This window comes from Kitasatospora sp. NPDC091207, from assembly GCF_044768625.1.
Taxonomy (GTDB): domain Bacteria; phylum Actinomycetota; class Actinomycetes; order Streptomycetales; family Streptomycetaceae; genus Kitasatospora.
In genome coordinates this window covers 95,154-107,843 of sequence record NZ_JBIVVS010000024.1, presented here as the reverse complement: position 1 = coordinate 107,843, position 12,690 = coordinate 95,154, and the positions used below count along the sequence as shown (strand labels likewise).

9 protein-coding genes are annotated in these 12,690 nt (G+C 74.9%); 6 read left to right on the top strand and 3 right to left on the bottom strand.

Features of this window, described 5'->3' with window-relative positions; all coding sequences use genetic code 11:
- Nucleotides 1-2: 2 nt before the first annotated feature.
- Both ACIQTO_RS30485 and ACIQTO_RS30480 read right to left on the bottom strand, forming a co-directional pair.
- Nucleotides 3-1,085, bottom strand: a complete 1,083-nt coding sequence (locus tag ACIQTO_RS30485; RefSeq protein ID WP_402394701.1) for an aldose epimerase family protein — start codon at nt 1,083-1,085, stop codon at nt 3-5.
- A 247-nt stretch (nt 1,086-1,332) separates the two neighbouring features.
- Complete coding sequence (locus ACIQTO_RS30480) at nt 1,333-4,323, bottom strand: ATP-binding protein (RefSeq protein WP_402394698.1); 2,991 nt, start codon at nt 4,321-4,323, stop codon at nt 1,333-1,335.
- 293 nt (nt 4,324-4,616) lie between these two features.
- Between ACIQTO_RS30480 and ACIQTO_RS30475 the strand changes: the two genes are divergently transcribed.
- From ACIQTO_RS30475 to ACIQTO_RS30465, 3 genes are all read left to right on the top strand, one after another.
- Nucleotides 4,617-5,564, top strand: a complete 948-nt coding sequence (locus tag ACIQTO_RS30475) for a terpene cyclase (RefSeq protein ID WP_402394695.1) — start codon at nt 4,617-4,619, stop codon at nt 5,562-5,564.
- A 340-nt stretch (nt 5,565-5,904) separates the two neighbouring features.
- Nucleotides 5,905-7,428 (top strand): aldehyde dehydrogenase family protein, encoded by a 1,524-nt coding sequence (locus ACIQTO_RS30470; protein WP_402394693.1) that lies wholly within the window; start codon nt 5,905-5,907, stop codon nt 7,426-7,428.
- Between the two features lie 425 nt (nt 7,429-7,853).
- Nucleotides 7,854-8,177 (top strand): nuclear transport factor 2 family protein, encoded by a 324-nt coding sequence (locus ACIQTO_RS30465; RefSeq protein ID WP_402394690.1) that lies wholly within the window; start codon nt 7,854-7,856, stop codon nt 8,175-8,177.
- A gap of 46 nt (nt 8,178-8,223) precedes the next feature.
- Here the strand turns inward: ACIQTO_RS30465 and ACIQTO_RS30460 are convergent, their stop codons facing one another.
- Nucleotides 8,224-9,447 carry a serine hydrolase domain-containing protein gene (locus tag ACIQTO_RS30460; protein WP_402394687.1) on the bottom strand — a complete coding sequence of 408 codons (1,224 nt, stop codon included), beginning with the start codon at nt 9,445-9,447 and terminating at the stop codon, nt 8,224-8,226.
- A gap of 76 nt (nt 9,448-9,523) precedes the next feature.
- On the opposite strand from ACIQTO_RS30460, the gene ACIQTO_RS30455 reads away from it, so the two are divergent.
- The 3 genes from ACIQTO_RS30455 to ACIQTO_RS30445 all read left to right on the top strand — a co-directional run.
- Complete coding sequence (locus tag ACIQTO_RS30455; RefSeq protein WP_402394685.1) at nt 9,524-10,033, top strand: NUDIX hydrolase; 510 nt, start codon at nt 9,524-9,526, stop codon at nt 10,031-10,033.
- Between the two features lie 75 nt (nt 10,034-10,108).
- A complete protein-coding gene (locus ACIQTO_RS30450; protein WP_402394682.1) occupies nt 10,109-11,008 on the top strand; it encodes a TetR/AcrR family transcriptional regulator in 900 nt (299 codons plus the stop codon).
- 132 nt (nt 11,009-11,140) lie between these two features.
- A partial coding sequence (locus tag ACIQTO_RS30445; protein WP_402394679.1) for a hypothetical protein occupies nt 11,141-12,690 on the top strand: 1,550 nt, incomplete at its 3' end.

Below are 12,690 nucleotides of genomic sequence, written 5' to 3'. Positions count from 1 at the left end.
GCTCAGCTCACGCCGAGGCGCAGCACGGTGGTCGAGCGGAACTCCTCCCCCGGCCGCAGCTCGGTGCTGGGGAAGTCCGGGTGGTGCGGGGAGTCCGGGAAGTGCTGGGTCTCCAGCGCGATCCCGGCGAACGGCCCGTAGGGGACGCCGCTCGCGCCGGTCACCGCGCCCTGGAACGTGTTGGCCGTGTAAACCTGGAGACCCGGTTCGGTGGTCAGCACCTCCAGCGTGCGGCCGCCGACCGGCTCCTCCAGCAGCGCCGCCCGCGCCGGGGTGCCGTCGGCCGGACGCGGGCGGAGCACCCAGTTGTGGTCGTAGCCACCGGGCCCGGCCAGCTGCGGGTGCTCGTCGTGCACCGACTTGCCGATCGGCCGGGCCACGGTGAAGTCGAACGGCGTGCCGGCCACCGGCTCGATCCGGCCGGAGGGGATCTGGCGCCCGTCGGCCGGGGTGTAGGCGTCGGCGTCGAGGGTGAGCAGATGGCCGAGGACGTCCCCGTTGCCCTCGCCCGCGAGGTTGAAGTACGCGTGGTTGGTCAGGTTGATCACGGTCGCCGCGCCGGTGACGGCGCGGTAGGCGATCGTCAGCTCGCCGGCGGGGCTCAGCGTGTACTCGACGGTGACGTCGAGCGCGCCGGGGAACCCCTGGTCGCCGTCGGGGCTGTGCAGGTGCAGCCGGACGCCGACGGGCAGCTGCTCGGCCTCCCACATCCGGTGCGCGAAGCCGTCCGGGCCGCCGTGCAGGGTCACGCCGCCGCCGGTCGGGGCGAGCGGGTGCTCCTCCCCGTCGACGGTGACCCGGCTGCCGTCGATGCGGTTCGCGTAGCGGCCGACCACGGTGCCGTAGTGCCGGGCCGGGCCGAGGATCTCGGCCAGCCGGTCGGAGGAGAGCAGCAGTTGCGCGGACCGGCCGGCCCGGTCGGGGGCGCTCAGGGTGTGCAGGGTCGCGCCGAGGGTGAGCACGCTCGCCTCGTACGGGCCGGCCCGCAGGGTCCAGCGCTCGATCGCGGCGCCGGCGCCGGAGGGTTCGAGGGGTTCGCGCCGCACGCTGGTCGGCTGCGAGCCGTTCGCCGGGGGCGTCGCCATGGCCTGCTCCTCACTGGCGGCCGCGGCGTGCCGCGGCCCCTGGTACCGGGTCCGTCCGGGGCCCGCAGCCCCGTGGGCCAGCCTAGTCAGCGGGGCAGCGGCGGGGGCGCTCATGACGCTCCCGCGCGCCGCCGCCCCGCCTCCGTCCGCCGGGCTGTTCCGACCTGCTCGGGCCGGGCGCTCGGACTTCGCACTCGGGCTCGGCACTCGGCCCGACGCACCTGGCCCGAACGGTCGGTCCCGCCCGCTAGTCCACCGTGCCGTCACGCTGCTCGGGCGGCATGCCGAGCGCCGAGGCCAGGCCGTCCGGGCCGCTGCCCGCCTTGCGGTAGACGGCCGCCAGCCGGCGGTTGACCAGGCTCAGGTGGACGCCCAGCTCCTCGGCGATCCGCTGCGGCGGCACCCCGCGCACGGCGAGGCGGGCGACGTCCCACTCGGGCTGGCTGAGCATCTCCCGGACGTCCCCCAGCCGGTTCGGCCGGAGGCCGTAGTTGGCCAGCTCGCGGCGGGCCTGCTCGACCAGGCCGTCGGCGGCGCAGTGCTGGGCCAGTTCGATGCCCTGGTACAGGTACTCCTGGGCGTCCTCCAGCCGGCCGACCCGGCGCAGCGCGGCCCCGAGTTCCACCAGGGCGACGGCGTGCTCGTACCCGGCGGGCGACTGGCCGAGGTGGCGCACGGCCTGTTCGAGCAGCTCCACCGCCTGCTGGCCGTCCTCGATCTGGGCGTGCAGCCGCAGCGCGGTACCGATCGCCGAGGCGGTGCCGAACCGGCGGGCGTCCCGGACGGACCGCTCCGCGTACCCGCGGGCGCGTTCGGGCTCGTCCTGCGCGAGCGCGATGGCGAGATACCCGGCCCAGGGCGCCCAGACCGTGTTGTGCCAGCCCCGCGCGTCCAGCTGGGCACCGGCCTCGGTGAGCGCGGCGGCCGCTCCGGCGGGCCGGCCCACGGCGAGCAGCAGCTTGCCGTAGAGCGAGGGCGCGTCCGGCAGCACCATGGCGGTGGCGTGGTAGGGCGGGTTGAAGCCGAAGCCGGTCGCGAGGTCCCACGCCTCGTCGGTGCGCCCACGGGCGAGCAGGGTGTCCACCAGCACGCCGACCGCGTCCCAGGCGAGCGGCAGCTTGGAGCCGATCCGCTCGGAGAGCCGCAGGGAACGGCGCAGGAAGTCCTCCGCCTCGGCGAGCAGGCCCCGGCGGAACCGGGCCAGACCCATCAGGAAGTACGCGAAGCCGCGGTGCGCGCCGCTCCAGCCGGCCACCTCGAACTGGACGATGGCGTCGCCGAACAGCCGCTCGGCCTGGGCGATGCGGTCGTTGTAGGTGTAGGCGAGGCCGAGCGTGCCGGGCAGTTCGAAGCCCCAGGTGTTGTCGGTCCAGCCGAGGCCCTTGGGCAGCCGGCCGTGGTCCAGCACCTCGTCCGCGTGCCGCAGCGCCTCGGCGGAGGCCTCCCCGCGCAGGGTGAGGTCCCAGGCGCGCATCGCGAGGACGGCCCGGTCGGCGGCGCCGCGGCCGGTGAGGTTGCGGCAGAGCGCGCCCAGCCGCTCGGAGCGGGCCGGTCCGTTCTCCTCGGACTTGCGGTAGGCGTGCCACATGAAGGAGGCGGCCTCCAGGCGGAGCTTGCCCCCCGGGTCGCCGGAGGTCCGCTCCGCCTCCTCCTGGCAGACCTGCGCGGCCGCGCCGAGTTCACCGCTGTGGGCGAGGACCTCGGAGAGCCGGAAGGTGGCGTCCACCCGCAGCGCGGGGCGCAGCGGGCCCTCCTCGGGGTCGAGCGCGAGCCGCAGTTGGTTGACGGTGGCGACGGGGTCGGTCAGCAGGGCGGAGCAGCCGAGCTCGTAGAGCACCTCGGCGCGGTCCTCGTCGTCCGGCGGCTCGGCGAGGGCGCGGTGCAGACAGCGCTGGGCGGCCTCGGGCGCGCCGATCAGCAGGTGTTCCTGGGCGGCCCGGCGCAGCTTGCGGACGGTGCGGTCGTCGCCCTCGCCGGGGAAGGTCTCGACCAGGTGGCGGGAGGCGGCGAGCAGGCCGAGTCCGGCGTGCTCGATCTCGGCGGCGGCCACCCCGTGCATACCGGTCCGGGTGGACTCCGGCATGGTGTTGTAGATCGAGCTGCCGATCAGCGGGTGGACGAACTCCAGGTTCCCGTTGGGGGTCTGGGTGAGGACGCGCTGGCGGCGCAGCTGCTTGATGGACTCGCGGGAGCCCTCGGCGCTCTGGGTGGAGATCCGGGCGGCGAGGTCGGGCCGGATGTCGGTGCCGAGCATCGCGGCGGCCCAGGCGAATCGCAGGGTGGTGGCGCCGAGCCGGTCCAGCCAGCCCTTGAGGGTCATCCCGTTGGCGTCGACGGCGAGTTCGCGCAACTGCTGGGAGTTCTCCTCGACCGGGTCGAGTTCCTGGTCGCGGACCTGGTCGAGCAGGGCGACGGCCTCGTAGGGATTGCCGTTGACGACGTTCCAGAACTCGTAGCAGAAGGAGTCCTCGGCCTTCGGCCCGAACTCGGCACGGATCATGTCGGTCACGGAGACCAGCGAGAGCCGGCTGAGCTCGTGCCGGCGGGTGGCGAGCCCGGTGACGGCGGTCCGCTGCTCCTGGGCCTCGGGCTGCCAGTCTGCGGCGTCCTCCCGGTAGGCGAAGACCAGCAGGACGGGCAGTTCACGGGCCCGGACGGCGAACTGGGTGAGCCAGCCGAGCGATTCGAGGTCGGCCCAGTGCAGGTCGTCGACGATCATCACCAGCGGGGCGCGGCGCGGGGCGAGCTGGGTGAGGACGTAGTCAAGGCCGTCGCGCACGCCCTGCGGATCGAGGCGCCGGGCCCCGGTCTTCGGCTGCTTGAGGCCCATGGCCGGTCCGACCACCTCCTCCCAGGTGCCCATCACCTGCCCGAAGACATCGGGGGCGAGACCGCCGAGGACGGGCTGGAGCAGCTGGCGCAGGACGTGGTACGGCTCGTTGAACTGGCGCTCGCCGCCGCGGGCGAAGAGCACCGTGGCGCCCTCGCGGAGCTTGGCGAGCCGACGGACCTCGTGGAGCAGGCTGGTCTTGCCGATGCCGGGCCGGCCGGAGAACGCGAGCAGCTCGCCGATCTCGGTGCCGCCGGCGGCGAACTCACGGCAGAGCTTCTCCACGGCGGCCTCGGCCGAGCGCAGTTCGGCGTCACGGTCGCGCAGCCTGACCCGGGGTGACAGGGCGTCCGTCTCCCGCCCTCCGGCGACCGCCCCCGCCCGAAGTTCGTGTCCCTGCTCGGTCACCGTCGTGCCTCCGCCTCGCCGTTCCCTGCCCGTGGAGCCGAGATTAGCGCCGCCGGGGGCGCGTTGCGCGGCATTCGCGCAGGCTGGGGCGGAGATTGAGGGTTCGGACCGCTTGCCAAGGGCAATTGCCCTATATCCCTAACGTCCGATCATTGCATCAGATACTCTACGGCATTCCCACCAAGTTGATCTTGCCATAGGGCTACCCCTGTGCAAACCCGCCGCACCAACTCCCCCACAATCAGCACGAGTACACCAGTTCCCCCCACACCCTCCGCCGCACCGGGAGTCCGATGTCTGACGACACCTCACTTCAGATCCCGTTCCCGCACCGCCGCAGTCCTCACGTCCCGCACGCCACCGAGCGCCACCGGGCCTGGCTGACCCGGCATCCGCTGCTCCCCGACCCGGCGCACCCCTCCTACGCCCACTGGGACGTGGTCGACCTCGCCGCCCTCGGCTACCCCGACGCCGGACCGGACGAACTCACCCTGGCCGCCGACCTGATGGGCTTCTACTTCCTGTTCGACGACCAGTTCGACGGACCACTGGGCCGCCGCCCCACCGAGGTCGCCCCGATCTGCGAGCGGCTGATCGCCGTGCTGCACGGCGCCCACCCCGACGCCTCCTCCCCCGTCGAGACGGCGTTCGCCGACCTCTGGGACCGCAGCGCGCGCGGCATGCCCGCCCGCTGGCAGGCCCGCGCGGCCTACAACTGGGAGTGGTACCTGGCCAGCCACCCGGCCGAGGCCGCCGGGCGGATCTCCGCGCGCCCGCCGGACCGCGACGGCTACCTGGTGCTCAGGCGGGGCACCGCCGCGATGGAGACGATCTTCGACATGGTGGAGCGGCTCGGCAACTTCGAGGTGCCGGCCGCCGTCCTCCACCACCCGGTCCTGCGTCAACTGCGCCAGCTCGCGGCCGACATACCCTCGCTCAGCAACGACGTCCGGTCCTTCCCGCTGGAAGCCCCGCGCGGCGACGTCAACAACCTGGTGATGATCGTCCAGCGGGAACGCCGCTGCTCGGCCGAGGAGGCCTGCGCCGTGGTGATGGCCGAGGCCCAGCTGATGGTCGAGCGCTGCCGCGGGCTGCACCGGCAACTCCCCGACGTCTTCCGGGAGCTGGGCCTGTCCCGGGTGGAGCGGGCGATCGCCGGGCGGTACGCCGACGGCCTGGTCACCTGGCTGGCCGGCTACCTCAGCTGGGAGTCGCGCACCGGCCGGTACCTGTCCGCCTGAGCCGGAACCACGCCCCCGGGCCACCCCGGACCGCCGGTCCCGCGCCCCGCCGGTCCGGCGGTCCGGCGGTCCGGCGGTCCGGCGGTCCGGCGGTCCGGCGGCGGAAATCGGCCGGAACGCGCACCCTCCGTCGACGACTCCCGCACCGACGGTAGCCGCGGCCGCCGTGCCCGGCTAGGGTGCCAGGGCGGGTCCGACACGCCTGCGGCGGGCGCCCGGGCGGCGCCCTGCCCGCGCGTGCGGCCGCACCCTCCGCCGGGCCGCCGTCCGCGGCCCGGCGCGCCGGCCCCGGCCCGTGTGCCGGGCGGCGCCCCCGACAGCGCGAGGAGGCACCCAGCACATGACGGTCTACCAGCCCCCGGGGCAGCCCGGCAGCATCGTTTCCTTCCTGCCCCGCTACGAGCACTGGATCGGTGGCCGCTGGACGCCGCCGGTCCGCGGCGAGTACTTCGAGAACCCCAGCCCGGTCACCGGCGAGATCTTCACCGAGATCGCCCGCGGCACCGCCGAGGACATCGAGGCCGCGCTCGACGCCGCCCACGCCGCCGCCCCGGCCTGGGGCCGTACCGCGCCCGCCGAGCGCGCCCAGGTGCTGCTGCGAATAGCCGACCGGATCGCCGAGCACCTGGAGGAGCTGGCGGTCGCGGAGAGCTGGGACAACGGAAAGCCGGTGCGCGAGACGCTGGCCGCCGACCTGCCGCTGGCCGTCGACCACCTGCGCTACTTCGCCGGCGCGCTGCGGGCCCAGGAGGGAGGCCTCTCCCAGCTGGACGAGGACACCGTGGCGTACCACTTCCACGAGCCGCTGGGCGTGGTCGGCCAGATCATCCCGTGGAACTTCCCGATCCTGATGGCGGTCTGGAAGCTCGCCCCCGCGCTGGCGGCCGGCAACGCCGTGGTGCTCAAGCCCGCCGAACAGACCCCGGCCTCGGTCCTGCTGCTGGCCGAACTGACCGCGGACCTACTGCCGCCCGGCGTGCTCAACGTGGTCAACGGCTACGGCCTGGAGGCCGGCCGCCCGCTGGCCTCCAGCAACCGGATCCGCAAGATCGCCTTCACCGGCGAGACCAGCACCGGCCGGCTCATCTCCCAGTACGCCAGCGGCAATCTGATCCCGGTCTCGCTGGAGCTCGGCGGCAAGAGCCCCAACCTGTTCTTCGCCGACGTCGCCGCCGAGCAGGACGCCTTCTACGACAAGGCGCTGGAGGGCTTCGCGATGTTCGCCCTCAACCAGGGCGAGGTCTGCACCTGCCCGAGCCGGGCGCTGATCCAGGCCCCGGTCTACGACCGCCTGCTCGCCGACGGCCTGGAGCGGGTCCGGACCATCCGTCAGGGCAACCCGCTGGACACCGAGACCCAGGTCGGCGCACAGGCCAGCGACGACCAGCTGAAGAAGATCCTCTCGTACATCGAGATCGGCCAGGCCGAGGGCGCCAAGGTGCTGACCGGCGGCGAACGGGCCGACCTCGGCGGGGCGCTGGCCGGCGGCTACTACGTGACGCCCACCGTCTTCGAGGGCGTCAACAGCATGCGGATCTTCCAGGAGGAGATCTTCGGCCCGGTCCTCGCGGTCACCCGCTTCGAGGACTTCGAGGACGGGATCGCCCAGGCCAACGACACCCCGTACGGGCTCGGCGCGGGCGTCTGGAGCCGGGACGGCAACACCGCCTACCGGGCCGGCCGGTCCATCCAGGCCGGGCGGGTCTGGACCAACTGCTACCACCTCTACCCCGCGCACGCGGCGTTCGGCGGCTACAAGAACTCCGGCATCGGCCGCGAGACCCACAAGGCGGTGCTGGAGCACTACCAGCAGACCAAGAACCTGCTGGTGAGCTACTCCCCCGACGCGCTGGGCTTCTTCTAGGGGCCCGCACCACCGGTGCGGGGCGGCGGCCCCGGTCACACCTCGCGCGGGTTCGTTCTGGTCACCGGGCCGACCGGGGCGGCGAAGACGCGGAGCGGGAGGCCGGACCAGCCGGCCTCCCGCTCCGCAACCACTCCCCGTGGCCCGCGGCCGGACGCCCTCCAGGGCACCGGCCGCGGTTTCTCCCGCACTCACCGCCGGGCGGCCGCGCCTTCGCCGACGCGGCCAACCCGGGGTGAGCAGGCCCTGCTGGACCGTCAGGTCCGACCGGACAAGCCCGCCGGATTGCTCAAATCACCCATATCGGGATCTAAGCACATCAATCCCGGAAATCTCCGACGCGCCGCCGACATTCCCGGACACGCCCGGCGGACGCAATAGACAGGAGGTCGACACCCCGACCCCAACCCTCCGGGAGGCCGTCCATGACCATCGCCACCGCCAAGCTCTCCGACCCCACCGTGCGCGCCGCCGTCACCGCGATCAACGCGGGCGACCGGGAGGCCTTCACGACGCTGCTCTCCGAGGGCGCGACCATGTCGGACGACGGCTCGGACCGCGACCTGCACGACTGGATCGACCGCGAGATCTTCAGCAGCCACGGACACATGGACGTGCAGAGCGAGTCGGACCACGGGCGGGCGCTCGTCGCCAACTACAGCAACGAGACCTGGGGCGAGATGCGCACCGCCTGGCGCTTCGTCGTCGAGGACGGCCGGATCAGCCGCTTCGAGACCGGCCAGGCCTGACCGGCCGGCCGGGCCCGGGCGACGCACCGGCCCCGGCCCCCGGGGCTCAGGCCCGGCCGAGGCACTCCCGCACTGCGGCGATCAGCGTGCGGGAGCGGACGTCCCCCGTCACCCCGGGCTGCATGCCGTTGGTGACGTAGCCGAATCCGAGGCCGAGCTCCGGGTCGGCGAAGCCGAGCGAGCCGCCCCGGCCCGGGTGGCCGAAGCTCGCCGGCGAGGCCATCAGCGCGGTCGGGCCGTGCCGGAAGAAGCCGAGACCGAAGGTCGAGTTGACGATCAGCACCCGGTCCGGCCCGCTGACCACCGGCCCGGCCGCGCGGGCCAGCACCTCCGGTCCCAGCAGCGGCGGCAGCGCCGTCCCCGGCGCACCGCCGTGCCGGTCGGCCGCGCCGACGAGCGCCGCGTAGAACCGGGCCAGCGACCGCGCGGTGCCGATCCCTCCCGCGCCGGGGATCTCGGCGGCCTGCACCGCCGGATCGTTGAGGTCCACCCCGGGCCGCACCGAGGCGAAGGCCCGGGCGGTCAGCGAGGCCGGGTCCTGGTAAGCGTCCCGCACCGTCTGCTTGGGGCGCAGCCGCAAGCCGCTCGGGCCGCTCCGGGCGGCCTCCGGCGCGGGCAGGTCCACCAGCCGGCCGACCCTGGGCGCGGCCCCGGCCGGCAGCCCGATCCACAGGTCGAGGCCGAGCGGCCGGGCGATCTCCTCGGCGAAGTACTGGCCGACCGTGCGCCCGCTCACCCGGCGGACCACCTCACCGACCAGCCAGCCGAACGTGTAGGGGTGGTAGCCGTGCGCGGTGCCGGGCTCCCAGGCGGGTGCCTGGGCGGCCACGGCCGCGACCGCCCGCTCCCAGGTGAGCACGTCCTCCAGCCGCAGCGGCACGTCCAGCGCCGGCACACCGGCCTGGTGCGAGAGCAGCCAGCGCACCGGCACGCCGCCCTTGCCCGCCGCCCCGAACTCCGGCCAGTACGAGACGACCGGCGCGTCCAGGTCGAGCTGTCCGCGCTCGGCGAGCAGCAGCGCCGTGGTGGCGGTCAGGCCCTTGGTGACCGAGCGCAGCACCTGCGCGGTGTCGGCCGTCCACGGCACGGCCGGCGCGGGCCGCCCGCCGACCTCGGGCCGGGCGTCGCCGCCCCACAGGTCGACCACCTTGCGCCCGCGCAGGTACAGCGCGAACGCCGCGCCGAGCTCGCCGTACTCGCGGAAGTTCCGTGCGAAGGCCTCCCGTACGGGCTCGAAGCCCTCGGCCGTCTCGCCCCAGATCTCCACCACCGCGCGCCCCCCGAAGTCGTCCGAATTCTGTCGTGCCCGCGTTCGAACCGGGCCCGGAAACCCTAACCTGTCCGTCATGACCAACCCCGCCGAAGAACTGCTGGACGTCGTCGACGAGCACGACCGGGTGATCGGGACCGCCCCGCGCGGGGAGGTGTACCGGCAGGGGCTGACCCACCGCTGTGTCTTCATCCTGGTCCGCGACCGGACCGGGCGGATCTTCGTGCACCGGCGCACCGACACCAAGCTGTTCGCCCCGGGCTTCCACGACATGTTCGTCGGCGGGGTGGTCGGCGCCGGTGAGACGTACGCGAGCGCCGCCGTCCGGGAGGCCGAGGAGGAGCTCGGGGTCAGCGGGATCGAGCCGCGCCCGCTGGTCAAGTTCCTCTTCCGGCAGGAAGGGCTCTCCTGGTGGTGCGACCTGTACGAGGCGCGGTGGGACGGACCGGTCGCGCCGCAGGAGTCCGAGGTCGCCTGGCACGCCTGGCTGACCCCGGAGGAACTGGACGCCCGGCTGGCCCGCGACGCGTTCGTCCCGGACGGCCTGGAGGCGTACCGCCGCTACCGCGAGCTGCGCCCCGCGTAGGGCCGGTCCGGCCGGACGCCGCCGGGCGGCCGGCAAGATCCATGACGGCCGCCCCGGCCGGATAGGGTGGCGCCCATGGCTTCCCGTACGCCGTCGGCGGCGCCCACGTCCCCGCGCACCGGCCGGAGCGGCGGCCGGACCGCCGGCACCCCCGCCGAGCCGAGCCCCCGCGCCGGGGAGAGCGCCCCCGCCGAGCCGAGCACCCCCGCCGCGAAGGGCGCCCCCGCCGGGAAGGGCGGCGAGCGGCCGCGCCGGCGGCTCAGCGTGGACGAGCGGCGCGAGCAGCTGATCGCCGTCGCGCTGGAGCTGTTCAGCCGGCGCCCGCCCGAGGAGGTGTCGATCGACGACATCGCGGCCGCCGCCGGTGCCTCCCGCCCGCTGGTCTACCACTACTTCCCCGGCAAACAGGCGCTGTACGAGGAGTCGCTGCGCCGGGCCGGGCGCGAGCTGGCCGGCCGGTTCGAGGAGCCGGCCGACGGCCCGCTCTCCGAGCGGCTGTACCGGGTGATGGGCCGCTACCTGGACTTCGTGCAGAGCCACGGGCCGGGCTTCGCCGCCCTGCTGCGCGGCGGCTCGGTGGCGGCCAGCGCCGGGACGTCGGCGGTCATCGACGAGGTCCGGCGGGCCGCGCACGACCAGATCCTGTCCCATCTGGCGGTCCCCTCCCCCAGCCCCGGCCTGCGGCTGACCGTCCGCGCCTGGATCGCCAACGCCGAGATCACCTCGCTGGAGTGGCTGGGCGAACGGTCGGTGCCGCTGGAGGAGCTCCAGCTCCACCTGGTCCAGGAGTTCGTGGCGGCCCTGACCCTGACCGCCGCCCGGGAGCCGGCGCTGGCCGCCGAACTCGCCGGCTTCTTCGCCGCCGAGCGCCCCGACGGCCCGACCGGCCTGCTGGTGCGCGAACTCGCCGCCCTGTTCGCCGACCCCGGCATCGCGGACGCCGTCGCCGCGCTGGTGGTCGGGCCCGCGAACTGACCGGGCACCGGTTCTGCCACAGCGGCGGCCTCTGATAGGAATGGGCACGGATCTGACGACGCGCCGGTCACCGGCGCGCCCGGACCCTTCGAACCACCGAACGCACACGCAGCAGAGCGGGGGGCTCATCAGTTGACCCAGGACGGGCAGTTCAGCACGGAGGCCAATCCCTTCGCCCCGGCGGAGCGGGTGTCCGCGACGCTCGGCGCGCTCACCGAAGCCCTCTTCGGGGAGCACACCTCGCGTCACCCGGCGGCTTCGCTGACGGCACTGCGCGCCGGCACCCACCCGGCGGCCGAGGCACTGTTCAACCTTCCGCTGGCCCCGAACGGCCCGGTGCACGACGCCGTCGACCGGCTCGGCACCGTGGTCACCGCCGGGACGGCCCGCCCGGGAACCGGCGCCCCGCTGGCCGGGCCGGCCGGCGAGGCGCTGCTCGCCCGGTACGGCGGCGGGCCGGTGCGTGGCGCGGTGACCGACCGGGGCGCCCCCTCGGCCGCCCTGTTCGAGCTGCCGGTGACCGGCGAGGTCGCCGCCCCCGAGCTGCGCCCGCCGTTCGCCGCCGCGCTGGCGGCGCTCGCCTCCGGGCAGCAGACCCGGCAGCCGGTCGAGCTGGCCACCGGCGCCGGCGCCGAGGTGCGGCTGGTCGTCCCGCCCGGCTTCCATCCGCTGACCTCTCCGGGCGGCCCGGTCGGCGTCTCCGCCCGGACGGTGCCCACCGGCCCGGCCACCGCGGACGGTGTGGTCACCGCCAAGGGCCTCGACCCGGCCACCGGCGCGGCCGCCGCCGAGCTGACCGCGCATCTGGCCGAGGTCGCCGAGGAGCTGTTCAGCGGCACCGGTCCGGCGCCGCGCCGCGACTTCGCGGTGATCGCCGCCGGCCTGGCCGACACCGTCACCGCCTCGGGCACGGTCTACGCCGGTGTCTGCGCCCTGGAGGTGGCCGGCCGCCCGACCGACGCCACCCTGGTGGTCTCGCTCGCCCGGCACCCGCTGCCGATCACCGGGCTCGCCACCGAACTGGCCACCGTCCGCCGGCACGCCGAGGTCTGGACGGTGCTGCTGCCGGCCGGACCGGCCGCCGTCCTGGTCGAGGGCCGCAGTGTGCCCGTCCCCGGCCCGCTGGCCGCCGACGGCCGGCGGCGCTGGGCGGTCACCTCGGTGGTGGAGGCGTTCGTCCCGCTGCCGGACGGCGTCTCGGTGCTCTGCGTCCAGCTCGCGACCGCTCAGCCGCAGGACTGGGACCTGTACACGGAGGCGTTCGCCGAGCTGTTGAAGAGCGTGCAGTTCGGCTGGGACGGCGTGGCCGGGCACCTCACCCCGCCGGCGCACACCTTCGCGCCGGCGCCCGCCGCGACCCCGGCGCGGGGCGTACCGGCCGAGACCTTCGCCGCCGCCCCCGAACCGGTGCCCGCCGCGGACGTACCGGCCGACGCCACGCCGCTGCCGGTGCACCTGCGCGGCACTCCGGTCCGGATCCCCCCGGCCGACTTCAACCCCTTCGCCCCCGTCGCCGAACCGACGCCCGCCGAACCCCTCCTGGTCCCCGACGACAGCCCGGAGGCCGCCGGGCGCCGGCCCAAGGGCACCCCCGTGACGGTCCCGCCACCGGACTTCGACCCCTTCGCCCCGCAGGCCTCGACGCTCACCGACACCACCGTGCCGGACGCGGCGGACGACCC

Coding starts and splice junctions, on each gene's coding strand:
- ACIQTO_RS30465 (WP_402394690.1), top strand. CDS start 7,854: ATGACCATCGCCACCGCCAAGCTCTCCGACCCCACCGTGCGCGCCGCC.
- ACIQTO_RS30470 (WP_402394693.1), top strand. CDS start 5,905: ATGACGGTCTACCAGCCCCCGGGGCAGCCCGGCAGCATCGTTTCCTTC.
- ACIQTO_RS30475 (WP_402394695.1), top strand. CDS start 4,617: ATGTCTGACGACACCTCACTTCAGATCCCGTTCCCGCACCGCCGCAGT.
- ACIQTO_RS30455 (WP_402394685.1), top strand. CDS start 9,524: ATGACCAACCCCGCCGAAGAACTGCTGGACGTCGTCGACGAGCACGAC.
- ACIQTO_RS30450 (WP_402394682.1), top strand. CDS start 10,109: ATGGCTTCCCGTACGCCGTCGGCGGCGCCCACGTCCCCGCGCACCGGC.
- ACIQTO_RS30485 (WP_402394701.1), bottom strand. CDS start 1,085: ATGGCGACGCCCCCGGCGAACGGCTCGCAGCCGACCAGCGTGCGGCGC.